A 20,556-nucleotide genomic window follows, 5' to 3' on the forward strand; every position below is an offset into this window, starting at 1 on the left:
CTCACTGCCATCAACTGCAGCCGCAACTAATTCAAGTAACGCTCGTTCAACACATTCAAATGATGAAGTTCATGTCCGATAATGAGGCAGGCCTGTGCTCTGACTGACATTGCTGTCGAATGGAACATTCCTCTCCGGGTCCAGGCGTCTTCCGGCAGACTGTCCAGCAGGGCCAGCGTAGACTGGCGGACCAGTTTGTACTGGCTGACCAGTTCCTGAAGAGTGAAGCGGTCAAAATCACCTGCGGCCACATAATCATTTTCCTCGTACCCGGGCAGCGGTGCTTGTTCTCCTCTGGCAAAACAAAGCAAGCGGTAAGACATAATCCGGTCATTGTCGGTCAGGTGGCCAATCATCTGCTTGATGCTCCACTTCTCCGGTGCATAACGGTAGTTCCCCTGCTCTTCGCTTAAGGCTCCCAGCAAATCAAAAAAGCTTCCGGATTGCTCCCTCAGAATGGCTGCCAAATCTCCGTCAGCTGGCACTAGAGCGATATATCGCTCCTGAACCTCAAGATACTCATTTTTTTCCAGACGCTGATTCATCAAATAATACCTCTTCTCCAACAATATTAAGAAAAATTTGGTGAAAAGAACAAAATCTTATTGTTGTATTTTAGTTCATTAGGTATAATATTTGCAAGATTAAAGGTTGAGTTAATCTGACGTTCGGGAGTGTCGGTATGCTGGATTCTGTACTTTTTATTGTGTTTTCGGTACTCGAAAGTACCGCATTATTTTATCTGGCATTTAAGATATTCAAGATTGATCTTTATCCGAAGGAAATGGTTTTTGCTGGTTTAATTATGGCTTTCTTCTCTTATGTTCTGAGAGTTACTTACCAAATTGCAGAGTTTGATGTTCTCGTTCAATATACACTCATTATTTGCTTTTTGTGGCTTTTGTTCCGTATTCATATTTTTTACGCTTTTATCATGACAGCCATATCCTATCAGGCCTATTTGTTAATTCAATCGTTATTTTATTTATTTATGAACTATACTGGAGTTTATGCACTTCACTATCCTTCAATTTCTGTAGGAGTTTATCTGTTGCAGTTATTTACCGCCTCTACAACTTTTCTGATTGGCTACATGATTGGCAAGAAAAGAAAGGGATTTGACTTTATACCGGACAAGCCCGATGGAAAAATCACTATTGCACGACGTGAAAAAATACTGTTCGCGCTTACGTTTCCTTCCATCATGTTTGTTATGCTGCTGCTTTTTTTCGCCGAACATTATTATCAATTCTTTTTCGTGATCCCTTTGATCTATTCCCTGCTCCTGATCGGGTACTTGGATCAGTCCAGCAAGAAAGATCGAGGTGACGAATTATGAACAGTCTGGCTTATAAAATTTCTGTCGCTATAAAGCGGGCCAATCCAGAAGAAACTTGTTCTGTAGAAATTATGCAATATGCCCTAAATATCATTTTAAATACACTTTTAACACTAATATTTACTATTGGTTTAGGTTTGCTACTTCATAATCTCACAGAAACTATGATATTCTACATAAGTCTTTCCGTACTACGTGTATGTTCCGGAGGTTTCCATTTAAAAACTGCGGCGGCTTGCAACATTGTTACTTCTTTGATTTGTGTACTTACTCCGTACTTGTTTGATATTACAGGAGCATCACTTTGGATAATAAATATTTTGAGTTTAATCATTATGTTTTTCTTTGCCCCAAACCCGGATAAAAATGCCCAAATTCCGCTCAGATGGTTTCCCGGTCTGAAGATGGCTTCCATAGCACTTGTTGGTTTTAATTTTATTATTGGTTCGTCTGTCATCGGACTGGCTTTTCTGGTTCAGTCCTTAACAGTAATTCCTTGGAAAGGGAGGTTAAAATAGTGAAAACTTTCATCGCCAAACAAGCTTCTTCAGCACTTGAAGCATCCGCCCGTTTCTTCGTCTCTGTCATGAAGTTAGGGTTTCACAGCCCTGAAGCACCAAAAGAATTGCGGAAGTAATTAAACAAGGATGGGGAAAACATGCGTGTCTTACAAAACGACGGCTCCTCCCTGGACATCCAGGAAGAAGAAATATTGTATTTTTCCAGCTACAAAAATGCAATATTCGTCCATACGAAAGAAGGCGAATTTGTTCTCCCCACTACTCTTTCCGATCTATGGGTTGCTTATAAGGGTAAAGGATTTGAGCGTCTTGACCGCAGCAATGTCGTGAGTCTCAGCAATGTGGACAGTTATGATGCGGAGCGGAAGATCGTTCTTTTTAATCAAGGAGAACAATTTGCCACTGTATCTGAGTCCAATGAAGCCCGCCTCAAAAAACATTTAGCAGGACGCAAAAAAGACTCCTCGCAAGAAGAGAACAAAGACAGCAACAATAAGCAGTGATCCCGGTGCAGATTAGCACTGGGATCGTTGCTTTTATTCAACATCCTTCGACCCAATCCTTCATTTTCCCATATCATTCATTTTTTGTAAAGGGGAATTCACACTGTGAATACCAGGAGACGGATTTCTTTCCAAATGGTACCATTTAGATAGATTACTATAATTTAAGTCATTCTAAATAACCGATGGAGGAATCTAATGGATTATTACTTTCATCCTTCTCCGCGCCCCTCATCCCTTGAAATGTTATCTGACGAACAGTTATTGAACATCTATGAATTGGCGGTGGAGGCGAAGGCTTCGCCTGATTTTATTGAAATTATTAAAAATGTACTGAACGGGAGAAAATTAATGGGCTCAGAGCACCTGGATGCTTGATGCTGCTATAATCTCAGCATATTATTACATAGTTTCTACTTTTTGGAGTAGGCCTTGCCCGATAAACAGCAAAGAAGCCATCCTCACTTTAATGTGCAGGATGGCTTCTTTTATTGGGATGATTAATGATTAGATAAAGGAGAGTACTTCAGGACTACTCGATGAATTCTGTCTTGAAGACGTTGTCGAGCTTTCCGCCCAGTCTTTTTTTGAGAGGCACCTTGATATCCCGGCCCAGTTCTTTGAAGAAGGTTTCGATATCACACTTCACATTCTGTGCCATGGCGATTATGGTTCCGTCCCCCACGATATTCTGGTTCACTTCGAGAGGCACGTCCACTTCGATATCATATTTCTTAGTCAATGTTTTGATGTATCTCGCAAAGATCTCCAGCAGCTCTTCGTTGTTGAAATTTTCGATTGCCGCTTTTCCCTTGCTGGTAAATTTCATGTTAACTCTCATTTGAGATATCCCCTTTTCTGTGTAACCATTTTTGTTGTTGGTTTATGGATCAAGATGAATAGATGGCTGCAAGAAAGGGCAACATTATTCATTTTTGAAAACAATAGAACGGACGCACGCTCATTTAAACGCGCCCTTAACCTGCTGCACCTTAAATTGGGTAAACTCCTTAAGTGCCTGGATAACCTCGTCCTGCTCCTCATCCTTCAGCTCATAGATGCATTCCCGCAGCCACTCGCCGAAGATATAGGCCTGTCGGCCTTTTCGGGGCTGCTTGCGGAGTGAATCCAGATTGCCTTCAAATTTGTCGTTGAGCACATCAGTAAGGTTATATTTCTCAATTTTTTCTATTACCATTCCTGCCCCATATTCCGTTTCATAAACGATGACCTCATCGGAATCAAACGAAACGTACGAAGTTTCTTTCCCTTCCTTGGACCGAAACTCCTTCAGCTTGTTAAATGCCGTCTCATATATATAATCCTGGGACTGATTAAGGACAGGCAGCTTGTAGCCCTGCTTAAGTGTCTTGATGTATTCAATATCCGGCATATAGTCGGCCAGATGATACATGCGGTTCTTAAGATCCGCTCCAAGCGCTTCAATGATCTTATCCAGGTTATCTTTGAGAGGAATACTTTCCCCGCGTTCAATCTTGCTGAGCTGAGAGTAACTGATGCCGCTCTTCTCTTCCAGTCCTCTTAAGGTCAACCCGCGTGCTTTTCTGAAGTGCCGGATAAAATCCCCCAGCTCATCAGGATAGTTATCGAAATCGTTCATGGGAGTCACCTCTACCTATATCATAACACAAGATAACACTTTGTGTTTCAATATAACAATTAATCCCTAAAATACTTGCTGCTTATTTAAGCATTATTCTCATTTTAGCGCCCTGCTTTACCGATAAAACATTTATATGGTAAATAATTCTTTGATTTGGAGGAAATACCCATGAAGTCCATCCCCTCAATCTCAAGTAACGGTAACACTAATACCGCAAACCAAACCATTGCTTCCCCCCGTGGCAAGGAGATCCAAAGCTTATTAAGCCAAAAAAGCAAATTAAATGAAGAAATCAGCGCGGTTAAGGCCGATAAAGATTTGGACACGAAGATGAAGGCCGAACGGGTTCAGTCCCTGAGGACCTCAATCCAAAACATTGATGCCCAAATTGCCGAGCTCAAAGCCCAAGAAATGCAAGAAAAAGCTGAACGCAACCGGCCCGAGCAGCAGGACAGCAAACCAACGTCAACAGACAGCTCTGCAGCAGTGCTGGACGTTGTTTTAAAGCACAGCACGACTTATGACCGCCTGGGCAAGCTGGTGGGCCTGAGCAAGAAGCTGGAAGGCTCTATAGATCCGTTAAAGAGCGAATCCAAGATGGAGCACGACAGACTGGCTAACAACCCTACCAAAGATATCGGCAGATACGAAATGCTGGAGAATGCAGAATATACCGTCCTGCAGACCAAACGGGAACGGATACTGGATATCCGCTCTACCATACATAATGTCGATCAAAAAATTGGCGAGTTGGTTTCCGAGCTCAAAGAGGATAACTCCCGCTTGTCACAAGCAAACAAAGCCGTACCGGAAATTTCCGGACTTGAGGAAGATACGGACAGTGATAAGAAGGCTACCAAAGACAGCACTTCGAAAGATAAATCGCTCTCGGGAAACGAAAAAACTGGGGATGATGCTGGAGCTTCCGGGGCGGTAAAATCAATTGACGTACGGGTGTGAAGGTCTTTCGAGGAGATTAACATAAAACCGCTATTCACTTCGATTGGTTAATCAAATGAATAGCGGTTCAGCTAGACTAAAATTTATTTCATTGAAGATTTCAACTAAAATTCTGATCAAAACATATATTAGTTTCACATTTAATTTTGTACCATTTACCACCATAGCCCTCGTTTTCTTGTACAACCAGTCTATTTCCGCATCGTAGGCAATTCTTTGTAACGCTGCTATCTAACTTATACTCTTTAACATATTCTTCGGCATGTTCTACCTCTTTGATTTCTTGTCTAAGTGCCTGGTCACTGATGTCGAATTCTTTCATGTCTCCTCTACTAGCATGTATAGACCGGCCAAACGCACCAAACCCTCCAACCAATTCGTGATGATGCGTACTAATCCGTCCTCCACCTCTTTCAAACAACTTGATGATTGGCTCATATGTATCATGAAATTTAACAGCAATCGGGTCGCCGGCATCAAGCAGTATGCACCATTGAATATAATTGGAGCAAATCATTTTTAAAACCGTTAAATTTATCGGCTCAAGATTAGGACAAATTTTAAACAGATTATCAAAATCGAGAAGCTCTATTTCATTATTAATGATTTTCGCCATGCCTGCATAAATACTAACGCCTTCTATAGACATAAATTGTAATAAAACACCAACTCTACGATAGTATTCAGCGATAAGTGTAGCGTCTGCAGTATATTCACCTTTGGACCTTACATCTTCATACCTTTTATTAGAGATATCTATATAATACTTAGCATCAATATTGTTAATTCGATTTACGGCTCTTGTATAATGAGTCTCCATAATAACTCCCTTACTTTGAACAGTTATTTTCTAAACGTTCGTTCATAATCTTCGAAACGGATCTTTCTAATTTGTTTACGGTCAGTTGTTCTAACAATGATTCCTTCTGATTTGCCTGTTGCCTCGATCCCCACTTGCGTATTTTCGAACTTTGTTAAGTAAGAATATGTATTCTCAAGAGAAGTTGGAAATTGGGAACCCTTGATGGTTTCCAAAAGGGGGGCGGACTGCAAGTCCATGCGCTCTACAAATCTCTTCTTCTCAATCTCATTATAAAAAGGCTGATTACCATGATCTCGCCACTCCGCAATTTTCTCCTGCGATAACTCTAGTAGTCTATCTAATTCATCCTTATCCAAGGAGAACACATCAAATACACGATACCCTTGAGTTCTTCTGTCAGAATAGTTCTTGGAAGCTTTAGTTTTTCCTCCATAAGATTCCTGATAAATTACGGTTAATGCCCAGTCACCCTGTGAAAAGATATCTGCTGTTACTTTCTCTGCTAACGGTTTAAGGAATTCCGCAATGTTCCCGTAAGGATTACCGATTCTGTCTCCTTTTGCATATAACAATTCTTCTCTGGAACCAATCAGATAATCAACTTCGTTATAATCATTTTTAAATAGAATGATTCTTGAATTTTCACCATCTACTTTTTCGTAAACAAAAACATCGTCTGATTCTGAGAAGCCTTTGGACTCAGTTAATACATCATTTAAGCGACCCCGTTCACCTAATTGATGATAGGTAAGAATGCTTGGGTACTTTGTTAAAGAATTAATTTTCTTCAAATTCAAAATACAACTTCCTCTCTCAATGAAAGTATTTTTCAATTTCACGAACAACTTTAATGCGAAATGATTGAAGTTGGTTGTAAACAGTGTTACTCTATCAACGGTAAACTCAAAATTTATGATCTTCATATTAATCGTCACCAATTTAGTTATAAAGAAAGGTAATACTATGATAAAAGTTGATAACTTATCCTTCTCATTTCCGCAAAAAGAACTATATAAAAATATTTCATTTACGTTAGAAGAGGCACAACATTGCGCTTTTATAGGAACAAGTGGCAGTGGGAAAAGTACACTGATAGATATACTGATGGATCCAGAAAGATATATTTTCGATGGCATGTTAGAGATGGACCCGACTTGCACAATTGGGTATGTAAGTCAGTTCTCGCAACTGGACAAATCTAAAGAAACAACAGTTTTTGAATATATAGGAGAAGAATTTATTAAGATCCAAAATGAAATAAAATCTATTTGCACTGAAATGGAAACATCATCGGAGATTGATTCGTTACTAGAAAAGTATCAATTAGCTTTAGACGCATTTGATTCAATTGGCGGGGATGATTTTGAAAGCAATATTAATAAGAAACTAAATCTAGCAAACCTCATGAAGCTAAAAGATCTTAGGGTATCCGACCTGAGTGGCGGAGAATTCAAACTTATTCAAGTGATGAAGGAAATGCTTAGTAGTCCAGACTTAATGATTATGGACGAACCAGATGTATTTTTAGACTTTGAAAACCTAAATGCGCTTAAAAATCTTATTAATTCCCACAAAGGAATGCTGCTAGTTGTTACGCACAACCGATATCTATTGAATCATTGTTTCAACAAAATTATACACCTTGAAAACATGGAAATCCAAGAATTTAATGGGCGATATATTGATTATAACTTCTCATTACTTCAAACTAAAATTGAGTTACAAGAACTCACGGTCGCTGAGAATGAAGAAATTGAGAGAAACGAGAACATCATCAATAATCTTAGAGTTATCGCAACCTATAATTCAGAAGCATCTAGAGGGAGAGCTTTAAAAGCTAGAGTTAGGTTTCAAGAGAGATTGGAAGCGCGTAGAATTAAAGCGCCATTCGTAGATATTAAGCAACCGAATATCAGTTTAGGTATTGATAATGAAATTGAAGACACCGTTGTTGTAAATGTCAATAATTATAGTGTTTCCTTTGATGAATTGCTTTTAGAAAATGTTAACTTTGAGATAAAATCTACGGATAAAGTAGCTCTTATCGGTTCAAACGGTACTGGGAAAACGACTTTACTCCGAGAAATCTTTAAAAATAATCATGATTCAATTGAAATAAACACTGATGTTAAAATGGCTTATTTATCTCAGCTTCAAGGCGAAATGCTAAAGGATTCTAATACAATACTGGAAGAATTCATCGATGCTGGATTTAAAACTTATGAAGAGATAAGATCATATATTTCAAACTATGGCTTTGAAGGAGAAATCGTTAATCAAAAGATAGAATCTTTATCTGGTGGAGAAAAAAATATGCTTCAATTGGCTAAAGTTTCTGCCAGTAAAGCAAACATATTGCTTCTTGATGAACCGACAAGCCATTTAGACACCTATACACAAATAGCACTGGAGAAAGCCATTGAAGACTATAAAGGTGCGATTCTCATGATTTCTCATGATTTCTATTCTGTGGTAAATGGTATGGATTATGTTTTAATCATTGCCGATAAGACGATTAGAAAAATGAGTATGCGAAAATTCAGAAAGATGATTTATGCTAGTCATTTTGATAGAGACTATTTAGAAACTGAACAAAAGAAAAAATCAGTTGAAATGAAAATAGAATTGGCTTTAAAAGATACTGATTTTGAACTTGCAAAAGTATTGGTTGATGAGCTGGAAGAGCTGATTAAGTTGCTTTAAACTACAACCTTCTGGAATGAAATGATTACAACAAAAAAGACACTGATGAATAGGATCTCAGTGTCTTTTTACTGCATTCATTTCCGAATAGCTCTTGCCGCTAGAAAATCATAAAATCCCCTTACCACTCACGCTCACTGATCCTAACCCTTTCAAGAAACCTTATGTTCAATCCGCAGCTTGTCGGCTACCATGGCAATAAATTCTGAGTTAGTCGGCTTGGATTTGGAGATATTAATGGTATAGCCGAACAGGTGGGAGATGCTGTCGATGTTGCCACGGGTCCAGGCCACTTCAATGGCATGACGGATCGCGCGTTCTACGCGAGAAGGCGTGGTCTTGAATTTCTCGGCGATGGCCGGATATAGTGTCTTGGTGATAGCACCGAGGATTTCGATATTGTTGTACACCATCGTTATGGCTTCACGTAAATATTGGTAACCCTTAATATGGGCCGGAACGCCGATTTCATGAATGATTGAGGTAATGTTAGCATCCAGATTTTTGCCTTTGGAGAGCGGCACAACATTGTTGTTATTTCTGGAGCCGGAATAATTGGACATGCTGGAGGAGGAGCTCATACTGCCTTGGGTACCAACAAGCTGACGCACACGATTGGCCAGAACCTCCATATCAAACGGCTTAAGAATATAATAGGACGCGCCAAGCTGCACAGCTCTTTGAGTGATGTTCTCCTGCCCAAAAGCAGTCAGCATAATGATCTTCGGTTGCGGATTCAAATCCATATCACGCAGGCGCTCCAGGACGCCAAGTCCATCTAAATGCGGCATAATGATATCAAGAATTAGCACATCCGGAACTTTACGTGCCCCGCTAAGCATTTGAAGCACTTCTTCACCATTATAGGCAATGCCCGTCACGGTCATGTCTTCCTGTTCCGTAATGTATTCGGCAAGCAAGTTCGTAAACTCTCTGTTATCATCGGCCAACAACACTTCAATATTCTGCACTGGCTGCTTCCTCCTTATTAATAACTGCTATTCGAAAATAACATTTATCTTGTCTCCCTTACATTTTCGACATACAGTTTGAATATCCTTCTGTCGAAAATTATTTTTCTTTATTTTTTTTCGGCATTGGATTATAATTAAATATTTTGTTTCATGTTTCGATCTTTCTCGCTTAGCTTCGACAAAAAAATCTTAAGGCTAAACCGCCTTAAGATTATAGGGAGTAATATTGCTCTGCTGAGCCACACCAGAGTCTTTTAGCATCCATTCGATGAAGCAGCCATACCCTGACTTCGGGTCATTAACGAATACATGGGTCACTGCGCCGATTAAACGGCCATTCTGCACAATCGGACTGCCGCTCATGCCTTGAACGATTCCTCCGGTTTTGTCAATCAGACGGGGATCGGTAATGCGCAGCACCAGACCTTTGGTTGCCGGGGTCTGCTGATGGGCAACATGGATGATCTCTACATTGAATCGCTCGACCTGCTGTCCGTCAACAACCGTAAGAATTTGCGCGGGCCCTTCCTTGACTTCACTGCTCATGGCAATCGGTATCGGCTGCTTATACAGGCTGTGCTCCGGATTGCGGGTCATTTTACCAAAGATCCCGAAGTCCGTATTGCTTTGAACATTGCCAAGCACTTGGCTTTCCTTTAGAAATACAGCACGTTTCTCGCCGGGATCACCGTCCTGGCTCTTGGAGATTGAGGTCACACTGGACTGGACGATGTGACCGCTGCCGACGACAATCGGTGTTCCGGTATTCATGTCCGTAATGACATGGCCCAGAGCGCCATATACGCCCTGCTCAGGAGCATAGAACGTTAAGGTGCCGACACCGGCTGCTGAATCGCGGATGTACAGCCCTAATCTCCACACCTTGTCATTACGGTCATAAGCAGGCTTCAGCTTCGCCGTATGTTCTTTCCCGTCGCGTTTGTACACGATGGTCAGCGGCTCATTTGCCATTCCTGCACGCTCCACAAGCTTGGCTACCTTAGATACCTCGTCCAACTTGTTCCCGTCAATCGAGATCATCAGATCACCCGGTACCAGACCACTGTTCTCTCCTGGTGAAAGCTTGGACTGCTCAGATACTTCAATAAGATGATGGCCCACAACCAGAACACCTGCTGACTTCACTTTGACGCCAATCGTCTGGCCTCCAGGGATGACTTTCAGCTCCCCGTCAATTCCTTGTACCGGCTTGTCAGGCGGAATATCCAGCGGTGATGCATAGGCCTGGAGAGATCCCGTCATTCCTGACATGCTGAGAAAGAAGGCAAATAAAAGGCCGGGCATTAACTTCCTGAGGTTCGGCTTCAATGGCTGTCACGCTCCCTTTTGCTTCTTTCGCTTGACGAAAAAGGTGGTCGCCAATTGCGTACCTATAAGATAACCTTGCCCCCAGGCTTTTATTACTGTCAATCATTGTCCCGCTTACCCTAAAGCTGCTTTGCTGGCCTCGGCCAGACCAAGCATCTCCTGTGCGTGATGCAATGTTTTTTCGGTAATTTCCACACCGCCCAGCATCCGGGCCAGCTCCATCACCCGGCCTTCCGCTGAGAGGGACTCCACTTCGGTCATCGTCCGTCCGTCCTCGACTTTTTTGCGAATTAAATACTGATGATCGGCCATGCAGGCCACCTGCGGTAAATGCGTAATTGAAAACACCTGGCAAGAAGATGACAACCTGAACAGCTTATCCGCTATGGACTGGGCAGCCCGGCCGCTGACACCGGTATCCACTTCATCAAAGATAAGAACCGGAATCGCATCGGTCCGCGCGAATATGCTCTTCATTGCCAGCATAATCCGCGACAGCTCCCCGCCTGAGGCAATCTTGCCCAGCGGTCTCAGCGGTTCTCCCGGGTTCGGAGAGATCATAAATTCGGCGCCGTCGATCCCCTGTCGGGTCAGACGGTAACGCCGCCCCTCATGTTCGATACCCCGGGGGTCCTCCAGAGGTTCCAGCTTGACCTGCAGCGAGGTCCGTTCCATCTGCAGATCCTTCAGTTCACCTTCAACCTGGGTAGACAGATCTGTTGCACACTGGCTGCGCGCAACGCTGAGCTTCCCGGCTGCCTCCATTAGAACGTTCAGTAATCCATCACGCTTCACGGTCAGCTTCTCTATATATTCGTCTTTATTCTCCAGAAGATCGGTCTCCCGCTCAATCTGCTCATAATAAGCCAGAATCTGCTCTACACTTTCCCCGTATTTGCGCCGCAGGCCGGTAATCTGATCCAGACGGTTCTCAATTTCCTCCAGCCGGACCGGATTGAACTCGATTTCCTCACGGTAGTCACGCAGTTGGAACGCAGCATCCTCAAGCTGATAATAAGAAGACTGCAGCTGATCAAGCACTGCCCGGAGACCCTTTTCATCATAACGCACCGCGTCCTCCAGCTTCGAGATCACGTTACCAATTGATTCCAATCCCTGCCTGTCATACAGCAGCTCGTATGCGCCGGATACGGAATCCATCATTTTCTCGCTGTGGGATAGTTTGACCCTTTCTTCAGCAAGTAATTCATCTTCCCCGGGTTTTAATCCTGCAGAAGAAATTTCCTCTAATTGAAAGCGGTACAAATCGAGCATTTGGTAAGCTTTTTGGCTTGATTCCTGAAGCTCCCGCAGTTCTTTCTCTACTTTGGCAAAAGCGGAATATTTCTCTTGATAATCAGCCTTAAGAGGGCCGATCACGGCATCTCCGTATGTATCCAGCAATCCCAGGTGACGATCTGCCTTCAGCAGGTTCTGGTGCTCATGCTGCCCGTGAATATTGACCAGCTGTTCGCCGATCTCACGCAGCATGCTGAGATTCACCATTTGCCCGTTGACCCGCGAAGTGCTTTTGCCAAGGGAGGTGATTTCACGGCGGATAACCAGATGCTCCTCCCGGTCGGCTCCGATGCCAAGACGATCTAGGGTTTCCCATACCGGATGGCTGGCGGGTAAGCTGAATAACGCTTCCATTTCTGCCTTCTCACAGCCGTAGCGGATCGAATCCGCTGATCCGCGTCCGCCTGCAATAAGTCCAAGCGCATCTATAATAATCGATTTACCTGCCCCGGTTTCCCCTGTAAGCACATGAAAACCGGGATAAAAATGCACATCTACCGCTTCAACAACGGCAAGATTGCGGATCGACAAGGTTTCTAACACGAATACAACACCTCCGAAAAGATGATCACTGAGTTTTTTAAATTAAGAGATATAACCCATAATTTGCGAAATAACATCTTTGCTGTCCTCCGGCTGACGGCAAATAATCAGAATAGTGTCGTCACCGGAAATGGTGCCCATAATTTGCGGCCAGTCAATATTGTCGATCAGAGCCGCTACTGAATTGGCAGTACCCGGAAGACATTTCATCACCACGAGGTTGGCGGAGAAATCAATATGAACAAAGTTGTCCACCAGCACGCGCTTCAGCTTCTGAATCGGGTTGTAGCGCTGGTCGGTCGGAAGAGAATATTTGTATCTGCCGTCATCCATGGGAACCTTGATCAGCAGCAGTTCCTTGATGTCACGCGATACCGTAGCCTGAGTGACCTGGAAACCGGCGCCGCGCAGTGCCTCTACCAGATCATCCTGCGTTTCAATATCCCTCTGTGTAATAATTTCACGTATCTTAATATGCCTGTGTCCCTTCATTATTGCCTCCCGTATTTAAAAAATGAACTTTAATTCGATTCCCCATCATCTTTGCCAAGTTTGATGAGATGTATGGCCGAAGCAGACGTGTTAACATACAGAACACCGCTGCATTCGGGATAAATCAGCAGATAAGGCAGCAGGGTATCCCTAAGGCCGCTGCCGGTAAACTCCAGCCCTTTGCGCGGGCGGGATAAAATCACCAGGTAAAAATTGTCCTCTTCTTTACTGGCAACGTAGTCAATGAACAGCCTGCTGTACATCGGAGACCCGTCCACCTGAAAGGATAACGGAATCTTCAGTTTGCCACCAATCACCTCATATCCAGCCGCCTCCAGCAGATCTATGGCAGGATGGGGAAGAATGTCTTTATTGAGGGGCAGCCGGTCCTTGATGAACGAACGCGGAGAGCTCTGCAGCCATATAAATATCCGGTAAATCAGGAAGATCGATACCGCCACTCCAATGAGTATCATAACCGCTTTATCAGAGCTCGCCAAAGCAATCACCTCGGTGATTTATTCGCTTGAGGATCGCTGAAATCCTGCTTGTCGTACTTAGCCGTGGTTATTTGTTGCTGAACTAGCAAAAGAAACTCATCGTTTCTTCGATGAGTTTCCAGTGGTATTGGCAGTAAATGTCGCCGCCGCTTCCTTAATTACGGCATCAGCAAGCTCTGCAAACGAAGTCCCCGGGTCCGCTGCCGATGCTGTTTCCACAGCTTCCGGCAGCAGCTTCCAATGGGCCAGAAATTCGATATTTCCTTCTCCGCCAGTAATCGGTGAGAATGTCAGACCTTCCAGCCGGTAGCCCAGCCCTGAAGCCATGGTCAGCACATTCACCAGCACCTCTTTATGAACGGCCGGATCACGCACCACTCCTGATTTGCCTACCTTTTCACGGCCAGCCTCGAACTGCGGCTTGATGAGTGCGGCGATGTCCGCAGGGCGGTTAACCAGCGCTTTGAGCGGCGGGAGAATGATTTTGAGCGAGATAAAAGAGACATCTATGCTTGCAAAATCAGGCACCGGCCCGATCAGATCAGGTGGCGTCATGTAGCGGAAGTTGGTCCGTTCCATCACGCTGACCCGCTCATCATTGCGCAGACCCCAATCCAGCTGGTTATAACCGACATCAATCGCATAGACATGGCTTGCACCATTCTGCAGCGCGCAATCGGTGAACCCTCCGGTAGAAGCGCCAATATCCAGCATGATTCTCCCGGTCAGTTCGATTCCAAACTGGCGGAGCGCCTTCTCCAGCTTCAGTCCCCCGCGGCTGACATAAGGATGCACAGCTCCCTTAACCTTCAGGGTTGCACCGCGCGATACCTTCATGCCCGCCTTCTCGATCCGTTCTTCATCCGCAAGCACCAGGCCAGCCATAATGGCAGCCTTGGCCTTCTCGCGGCTTTCATAAAAGCCTTGTTCAACTAACAGTACATCTATACGTTCTTTAGGGTGTTCCATGTTCATCTCCCGATCATTGGGCTCCCAAGTTCAGCTTCCTTCATTCAGGAAGTAGAAGTCGTCTTGTAAGTATATTTGCTTAAAGCCTTCATTGTCTTAATGCGTGCGCACAGCGCTTCCACGGTAAGTCCCGTCTCCTGGCGCTGCTCTTTAATCGAGCCGTGTTCAATAAACAGATCCGGCACACCCATTAAGTGAACGCGGGCATCATAAATTTCATGTTCGGCATAAAATTCAAGCACAGCACTGCCCAGAGAACCGGCCTGGCTGGCTTCCTCCAGCACTACCATGCTGGTTGCGGCATGGGCAAGCTCAAGCAGCATAGAGTTGTCGAGCGGTTTCAGGAACCGGGCATTCACAACACCTACCTGGATGCCTTCACGCTTCAGAATCTCTGCCGCTTCCTCTGCAACCTGGACCATCGGTCCGCAGGCAAGCACCGCATAATCGTCACCCGGGCGCAGACGCTCCCAAGAGCCGATAGGCAGGCTGCGCAGCTCGGCGTCCAGTTGAACTCCGGTTCCGTCAATCCGCGGATAACGGTAGGCAATCGGACCGTCATTGTACTCCAGCGCCGTCTTCATCATATGGCGCAGCTCATTCTCATCCTTCGGCATCATCATGACCAGATTCGGAATATGGCGCATAAAGGCGATGTCATACACCCCTTGATGCGTCTCACCGTCAGCGCCGACGAAGCCGGCGCGGTCAATCGCGAACATTACGTTGGCGTTATGCCGGCAGATATCGTGAACGATCTGATCGTACGCCCGCTGCATAAAGGTCGAATACACGGCAAATACCGGTTTCATGCCTTCCATTGCAAGTGCCGCACAGAGTGTCGCCGCATGCTGCTCGGCGATCCCGACATCAATCATCCGATCCGGAAACTCCTTGGCAAACGGGAATAAACCCGAACCCCCAGGCATCGCCGGGGTAACGGCAATGAGGCGTTTATCCTCATGACCGAGTTCAATCAGTGTCTGCCCGAATACTTCAGTGTACATCGGATTGCCCACAGCCTTTAGGGACTGTCCGGACTCAATCTTGTAAGGAGAAATGGCATGCGATTTATAGTAATCGGTTTCAGCCGGTTTATAACCTTTGCCCTTAGTGGTCAGCACATGCACCAGAACAGGTCCTGACACATTATCCGCCTGATGGAAGGTATCAATCAGCTTCTCCAGATCATGCCCGTCTACCGGTCCAAGATAGGTAAAGCCCAGTTCTTCAAACAGCACTCCGGGAACCATCATATATTTAAGACTGTCCTTGATCTTCTCAACGGTCTTGGCCAGCTTGCCGCCGATCGCCGGAATCTTCTTCAGTGATCTTTCAACTTCATCTTTGGCCCGCAGGTAGTGGCGGTCGGAACGGATTTTGCTCAAATAATTGTGCATCGCCCCGACGTTGGGAGCAATGGACATTTCGTTGTCGTTCAGTATGACCATCAGCTTGCGTTTCTCATGACCGATATGGTTCAAGGCTTCAAAAGCCATCCCGCCGGTGAGCGCGCCATCGCCGATTACAGCAATTACCTTGTTGTCTTCGCCCTTCAAATCGCGGGCCATAGCCATGCCCATCGCAGCTGACAAAGAGGTGCTGCTGTGCCCGGCTTCCCATACGTCATGCTCGCTTTCAGAACGCTTTACAAAGCCGCATAGCCCATCACGTTTGCGCAGCGTATCAAACCGGTCCTGGCGGCCGGTCAGTATCTTATGCACATAAGCCTGATGCCCTACGTCATATATCATTTTGTCCCGGGGACTGTCATAGCAATAGTGCAAAGCCAGTGTAAGCTCCACTACCCCCAGGTTGGATCCGAGGTGCCCGCCGGTTACAGTAAGCTTCTCGATCAGAAACCGGCGGATTTCCTCCGCAAGGGTAGCCAGCTCCTCGGTTGACAAGGATTTAAGTTGCTCCGGATCATTTATTTGTGGAAGCAGCACGAGTATTCCCCGCTTTCCTAGATGTTGTAAAATATATAAAACCCATTATAACACAAACGAAACGGCTGTCGTAACACAGCCGCTCCCTAAATTTTTCTAATGATCGCGAGCCATTAAATACCCCGCGATTTCAAGCAGCCGTGTATTGTCGGCAAATCCGCCCTCAAGCACCGCGCTCCGGGCAGCGTCCGTTAGGCGTTTCACCTCTTCGCGCGAGGATTCCAGCCCGATGAAATACGGGTAGGTCACCTTTTGCTGCTTGATGTCGCTGCCTGTTTTTTTGCCGAGTTTGCCTTCGTCGCCGACCAGATCCAGAATATCATCCTGCACCTGAAAAGCCAGACCGATATGGGTGCCGAACTCACGGAGCGCCTCCAGCTGCTTCTTATCGGCTCCGGCGATCCGTCCGCCCGCCAGCAGCGAGAAAACGATAAGATCGCCAGTCTTATGAAGATGGATGTACTGCAGCTGTTTCAGATCGGTCAGCCCCTGCTCACCCTCCATATCGGCAACCTGGCCGCCGACCATGCCGCGGGGACCGGCCATTTCGGCCAGGTCCTCTACGATGGACAGCACCTGCTCCGCAGGAATGCCATGGCGGCGGGAAGCCTGTACCACGCTGTAGAACGCATGCGTCAAAAGCGCATCGCCGGCCAAAATTGCCGTCGCTTCACCGAATACTTTGTGATTCGTCAATTTGCCGCGCCGGTAATCATCATTATCCATGGCGGGCAAATCGTCGTGAATCAGCGAATACGTATGCACCATCTCAATGGCCGCTGCTACCGGCAGAGCCGCCTCGCGGCTGCCTCCCAGCGCTTCACAGGCAGCGATGACGAGCAGCGGGCGGAGGCGCTTGCCTCCGGCCTGCAGCGAATAGTCCATCGCTTCCTTCAAATGGACGGGGACCGTCCAGGCTGCCGGAAGCGTCCGCTCCATCTCAGCTCCAACCAGTTCGCAGACTTCGGCAATGTAATCCTTCAGCGGCGGTTGCTGGGCCTTACCGGCAGTGCCTGTCTCCAAGTCATGCTCAAAGCGGCTCATCGGCATCCCCTTCCAGGCGGGCACCGAACGGTTTTTTGCGCAGCTCCCCATCCTCCAGGGTAATCATCTCAATCTTGCGTTCCACTTGTTCCAGCTTGCTGCCGCACAGCTGCGAGAGCTTCATGCCCTGCTGAAATAAATCTATAGCTTTCTCCAGGGGAACGTCGCCGTGCTCAAGCTCACGTACGATTTCCTCCAGCCGCTCCATAGCTCCTTCAAAATCCAGTTCCGCTTCCTTCGTCATCGTCTTTGCCATCCTCCTTCATTCCCCATACCTGGCAGCTTAGCTGTCCGTCACTGAGCTTTATATTCACCACATCGCCAAGCTCGACTTCCTTAAGCGATTTGATTAAATGCTGTTCCTGTTCGTCGTAGACGAGGCTGTAGCCCCGCGACATAACCTTGAGCGGGCTGAGCGCATCCAGATGGCGCAGCTCGGACACATACCGCGAGCGCTTGTCCTGCAGGCGCGCCTGCATGGCCCCCGCCAGCTGGCGGGTCATGCTCTCCGCCTGCTGGCGGGCAGCGCTGACACTGCCCAGCGGATGGAACCGCTGCAGGCTGTGGTGCAGCACCGCCTGGCGCTCACGCGCACGGCGGTTCCGGGTCTCCGCTGCGCGCGTGAGCGCCGTGCGGAGCATATCCAGCCGCTGCGCGTGCTGGGCCAGCTGGCGGCGCGGGCCGACCAGCGCCAGCGAGCGCTGCAGCGAAGCCAGGCGCTCGCCGCCGCGCTGGGAGCGGCGCAGCAGGCCCTGGCGCAGCCGCTGCTCTGCCGTGCGCAGCTGCGCGGCCAGTTCGGCCGCACTCGGCACGGCCAGCTCTGCGGCGGCCGTAGGCGTCGCCGCCCGCAGATCGGCGGCGAAATCGGCGATCGTAAAGTCGGTCTCGTGGCCGACGGCCGAGATGACCGGAATGCTTGACGCCGCGATAGCCCGGGCGACAGCTTCTTCGTTGAAGGCCCATAGCTCCTCCAGTGAGCCGCCGCCCCGGCCGACGATCAGCACGTCAGCCTCTCCCATGTCATTTAAGGTTTCGATGGCCTTCACAATGGAAGGGCCTGCACCTTTGCCCTGGACAAGCACAGGATAGAGCACAATTGCCACCTGCGGAAAACGCCGCTGCAGCGTAATCACAATATCCCTGACCGCCGCGCCTGTAGGAGAAGTCACGACCCCGATACAGCGCGGGAACCGCGGCAGCGGCCGTTTGCGCGCTGCCGCGAACAGCCCCTCCTGCTCCAGCTTGCGCTTGAGCTGCTCGTAAGCCATGTACAGACTGCCGATCCCGTCAGGCTGCATATGCGTAGCATAGAACTGATACTGCCCGTCCCGTTCATACACGGTTACATTGCCTCTGGCAATAACCTTGGTGCCTTCCTTCGGTACAAAGGGCAGGCGCTGGTTATGCGAAGCGAACATTATCGCCTTGATCCGGCTGCTCTCATCCTTCAGCGTGAAATACATATGTCCGCTGCCGTGATGGGTGAAATTCGAGATTTCTCCGCGAATCCACACATCGGACAGCAGGTTGTCGGAATCGAGCTTCATGCGGATGTAACGGTTAAGATCCTTTATCGAGTAGACTTGCCGTTCTGCCGCCATGAGCCCTGACCTATTCCAGGCCGCGGCGGCGTTTGGCCGCTATCAGCGTGTTGCTCATCAGCATGGTGATCGTCATTGGCCCTACTCCACCCGGTACTGGTGTAATGTATCCGGCAACTTCCTTGGCGCTCTCATAATCGACATCACCGGCAAGCTTGCCGTTATCCAGACGGTTCATCCCGACGTCAATCACAACCGCACCGGGCTTGACATAAGATCCGTCAATAAAGTTGGCCCGGCCGATGGCTACCACCAAAATGTCTGCCTGGCGGCTAAGCTCAGCGATGTTCGCGGTGCGCGAATGGCACATTGTTACCGTTGCGTTCTCACGCTGCAGCAGCAGTGAGACCGGTTTGCCGACGATATTGCTGCGCCCGATGACTACAGCATGTTTGCCGGACAATTCAGTGCCGGTACGTTTAATCAGCTCGATGACTCCGGCAGGCGTACAAGGAAGCAGGCTGTCATCGCCGATGACCAGATTGCCGACATTGATAGGATGGAAGCCGTCAACATCTTTCTCCACGGAAATGGCGTCAATGACCGCCTTCTCCTCAATATGCTTCGGAAGCGGCAGCTGAACCAGAATTCCGTCAATATCATCACGGCTGTTCAGCTCTGCCACCAGCTTCAGAAGCTCTTCCTGGGAAGTGGATGCATCCAGCCTGTGGACTTCCGAATGGAAGCCAAGCTGGGTGCTGGATTTCTCTTTATTGCGGACATACACCTGAGAAGCCGCATCTTCACCGACAAGAACGACAGCAAGACCGGGCTTCACGCCGCGTTCGGCCAGTCCGGTAACTTCCCGGGCAATGTCGATACGAATTTCGTCGGATACCTGTTTACCGCTGATGATTGCTGCTGTCATGTAAGTCTCTCCCCTTTTGTCTGATTAAGATGTAAATAGAATACTTTAAAGGTCTGCTTTGAGCGTATCAATCTCCTGAATCATCTTGCCGAGTACGCCATTGACGAACTTGCCGGAATCGTCCGTACCGAAGTGCTTAGCCAGATCAATCGCCTCATTGACGGCAACCTTAGCCGGCACATCATTGGCAAATACCATTTCGAACGTGGCCAGGCGCAGAATCTGCCGGTCCACCCGCGACAGGCGGCTCATCTGCCAGCCTTTAAGATAATGCTCAAGCATATCGTCGATCGCAACCTTATGCTCCCATACGCCATTCACGTGCATAACGACATACGCCTTCAATTCAATTTCGTCTGTGATGACACGTTCAGTCTCATTCTCTTCCGAAGCTTCCTCAATCAGCATCTCCACGGCTTCCGCACTGTCTACGTCATTCATTTCCATCTGGTACAGGCTTTGGACAATAATCTCTCTCGCTAAACGTCTTTTCATGTGTTTCCTCCTACAATCTG

At 47.1% G+C, this 20,556-nt stretch carries 23 protein-coding genes; 6 read left to right on the forward strand and 17 right to left on the reverse strand.

What is annotated here, in order from left to right:
• Positions 1 to 26: 26 nt before the first annotated feature.
• A complete protein-coding gene (locus ACAN56_RS04250; RefSeq protein WP_379140684.1) occupies positions 27 to 545 on the reverse strand; it encodes a DinB family protein in 519 nt (172 codons plus the stop codon).
• A 137-nt stretch (positions 546 to 682) separates the two neighbouring features.
• Between ACAN56_RS04250 and ACAN56_RS04255 the strand changes: the two genes are divergently transcribed.
• The 4 genes from ACAN56_RS04255 (at position 683) to ACAN56_RS04270 (ending at position 2,741) form a co-directional block, all read left to right on the forward strand.
• Positions 683 to 1,339, forward strand: a complete 657-nt coding sequence (locus ACAN56_RS04255; RefSeq protein ID WP_379140686.1) for a hypothetical protein — start codon at positions 683 to 685, stop codon at positions 1,337 to 1,339.
• Positions 1,336 to 1,857: an accessory gene regulator ArgB-like protein gene (locus ACAN56_RS04260; RefSeq protein WP_379140688.1), complete on the forward strand. Its 522-nt coding sequence runs from the start codon at positions 1,336 to 1,338 to the stop codon at positions 1,855 to 1,857. Before ACAN56_RS04255 ends, ACAN56_RS04260 begins: the two co-directional genes overlap by 4 nt.
• A gap of 140 nt (positions 1,858 to 1,997) precedes the next feature.
• Positions 1,998 to 2,363, forward strand: coding sequence for a LytTR family DNA-binding domain-containing protein (locus ACAN56_RS04265; RefSeq protein WP_038594910.1), 366 nt, complete (start codon positions 1,998 to 2,000; stop codon positions 2,361 to 2,363).
• Positions 2,364 to 2,561: 198 nt separating this feature from the next.
• On the forward strand, positions 2,562 to 2,741 hold the full coding sequence (locus ACAN56_RS04270; RefSeq protein WP_341094749.1) for a sporulation histidine kinase inhibitor Sda: 180 nt from the start codon (positions 2,562 to 2,564) through the stop codon (positions 2,739 to 2,741).
• A 154-nt stretch (positions 2,742 to 2,895) separates the two neighbouring features.
• On the opposite strand, the gene ACAN56_RS04275 is transcribed toward ACAN56_RS04270, so the two are convergent.
• The gene (locus ACAN56_RS04275; RefSeq protein ID WP_038594912.1) at positions 2,896 to 3,204 is read right to left on the reverse strand and encodes a hypothetical protein; all 309 of its coding nucleotides are present in this window, start codon (positions 3,202 to 3,204) and stop codon (positions 2,896 to 2,898) included.
• 120 nt (positions 3,205 to 3,324) lie between these two features.
• Positions 3,325 to 3,984 carry a helix-turn-helix domain-containing protein gene (locus ACAN56_RS04280; RefSeq protein WP_038594913.1) on the reverse strand — a complete coding sequence of 220 codons (660 nt, stop codon included), beginning with the start codon at positions 3,982 to 3,984 and terminating at the stop codon, positions 3,325 to 3,327.
• A gap of 171 nt (positions 3,985 to 4,155) precedes the next feature.
• On the opposite strand from ACAN56_RS04280, the gene ACAN56_RS04285 reads away from it, so the two are divergent.
• A complete protein-coding gene (locus ACAN56_RS04285; RefSeq protein ID WP_379140692.1) occupies positions 4,156 to 4,947 on the forward strand; it encodes a FlxA-like family protein in 792 nt (263 codons plus the stop codon).
• Positions 4,948 to 5,047: 100 nt separating this feature from the next.
• On the opposite strand, the gene ACAN56_RS04290 is transcribed toward ACAN56_RS04285, so the two are convergent.
• Both ACAN56_RS04290 and ACAN56_RS04295 read right to left on the reverse strand, forming a co-directional pair.
• Entirely contained in the window at positions 5,048 to 5,767 is a 720-nt protein-coding gene (locus ACAN56_RS04290) for a hypothetical protein (RefSeq protein WP_379140694.1), read from the reverse strand.
• Between the two features lie 23 nt (positions 5,768 to 5,790).
• Positions 5,791 to 6,567 carry an RNA ligase family protein gene (locus ACAN56_RS04295; RefSeq protein ID WP_379140696.1) on the reverse strand — a complete coding sequence of 259 codons (777 nt, stop codon included), beginning with the start codon at positions 6,565 to 6,567 and terminating at the stop codon, positions 5,791 to 5,793.
• A gap of 166 nt (positions 6,568 to 6,733) precedes the next feature.
• Here ACAN56_RS04295 and ACAN56_RS04300 point away from each other — a divergent pair, with 166 nt between their 5' ends.
• Positions 6,734 to 8,473, forward strand: coding sequence for an ATP-binding cassette domain-containing protein (locus ACAN56_RS04300; protein ID WP_379140698.1), 1,740 nt, complete (start codon positions 6,734 to 6,736; stop codon positions 8,471 to 8,473).
• Positions 8,474 to 8,625: 152 nt separating this feature from the next.
• Here ACAN56_RS04300 and spo0A read toward each other — a convergent pair whose 3' ends face one another.
• From spo0A to nusB, 12 genes are all read right to left on the reverse strand, one after another.
• Positions 8,626 to 9,444 carry a sporulation transcription factor Spo0A gene (spo0A, locus tag ACAN56_RS04305; protein WP_076108893.1) on the reverse strand — a complete coding sequence of 273 codons (819 nt, stop codon included), beginning with the start codon at positions 9,442 to 9,444 and terminating at the stop codon, positions 8,626 to 8,628.
• Positions 9,445 to 9,642: 198 nt separating this feature from the next.
• The gene (gene spoIVB, locus ACAN56_RS04310) at positions 9,643 to 10,719 is read right to left on the reverse strand and encodes a SpoIVB peptidase (RefSeq protein WP_331281772.1); all 1,077 of its coding nucleotides are present in this window, start codon (positions 10,717 to 10,719) and stop codon (positions 9,643 to 9,645) included.
• A gap of 171 nt (positions 10,720 to 10,890) precedes the next feature.
• Complete coding sequence (gene recN, locus ACAN56_RS04315; RefSeq protein WP_379140701.1) at positions 10,891 to 12,618, reverse strand: DNA repair protein RecN; 1,728 nt, start codon at positions 12,616 to 12,618, stop codon at positions 10,891 to 10,893.
• Between the two features lie 42 nt (positions 12,619 to 12,660).
• Positions 12,661 to 13,110, reverse strand: a complete 450-nt coding sequence (ahrC, locus tag ACAN56_RS04320) for a transcriptional regulator AhrC/ArgR (protein ID WP_038594921.1) — start codon at positions 13,108 to 13,110, stop codon at positions 12,661 to 12,663.
• Positions 13,111 to 13,139: 29 nt separating this feature from the next.
• A complete protein-coding gene (locus tag ACAN56_RS04325; protein ID WP_231578311.1) occupies positions 13,140 to 13,610 on the reverse strand; it encodes a hypothetical protein in 471 nt (156 codons plus the stop codon).
• A 96-nt stretch (positions 13,611 to 13,706) separates the two neighbouring features.
• A complete protein-coding gene (locus ACAN56_RS04330) occupies positions 13,707 to 14,579 on the reverse strand; it encodes a TlyA family RNA methyltransferase (protein ID WP_038594922.1) in 873 nt (290 codons plus the stop codon).
• A gap of 44 nt (positions 14,580 to 14,623) precedes the next feature.
• On the reverse strand, positions 14,624 to 16,528 hold the full coding sequence (gene dxs, locus ACAN56_RS04335) for a 1-deoxy-D-xylulose-5-phosphate synthase (RefSeq protein ID WP_038594923.1): 1,905 nt from the start codon (positions 16,526 to 16,528) through the stop codon (positions 14,624 to 14,626).
• 96 nt (positions 16,529 to 16,624) lie between these two features.
• Entirely contained in the window at positions 16,625 to 17,572 is a 948-nt protein-coding gene (locus ACAN56_RS04340) for a polyprenyl synthetase family protein (RefSeq protein ID WP_052092220.1), read from the reverse strand.
• A complete protein-coding gene (gene xseB / locus ACAN56_RS04345; protein WP_038594924.1) occupies positions 17,559 to 17,816 on the reverse strand; it encodes an exodeoxyribonuclease VII small subunit in 258 nt (85 codons plus the stop codon). The genes ACAN56_RS04340 and xseB overlap by 14 nt, the downstream gene beginning before the upstream one ends.
• Positions 17,788 to 19,173 (reverse strand): exodeoxyribonuclease VII large subunit, encoded by a 1,386-nt coding sequence (gene xseA / locus ACAN56_RS04350; RefSeq protein WP_038594925.1) that lies wholly within the window; start codon positions 19,171 to 19,173, stop codon positions 17,788 to 17,790. The genes xseB and xseA overlap by 29 nt, the downstream gene beginning before the upstream one ends.
• Before the next feature lie 10 nt (positions 19,174 to 19,183).
• Positions 19,184 to 20,041 (reverse strand): bifunctional methylenetetrahydrofolate dehydrogenase/methenyltetrahydrofolate cyclohydrolase FolD, encoded by an 858-nt coding sequence (folD, locus tag ACAN56_RS04355; RefSeq protein WP_341094776.1) that lies wholly within the window; start codon positions 20,039 to 20,041, stop codon positions 19,184 to 19,186.
• Positions 20,042 to 20,086: 45 nt separating this feature from the next.
• Entirely contained in the window at positions 20,087 to 20,536 is a 450-nt protein-coding gene (gene nusB, locus ACAN56_RS04360; protein WP_038594927.1) for a transcription antitermination factor NusB, read from the reverse strand.
• Between the last annotated feature and the right edge of the window lie 20 nt (positions 20,537 to 20,556).

Source organism: Paenibacillus paludis (assembly GCF_042610515.1).
GTDB lineage: Bacteria > Bacillota > Bacilli > Paenibacillales > Paenibacillaceae > Paenibacillus_AQ.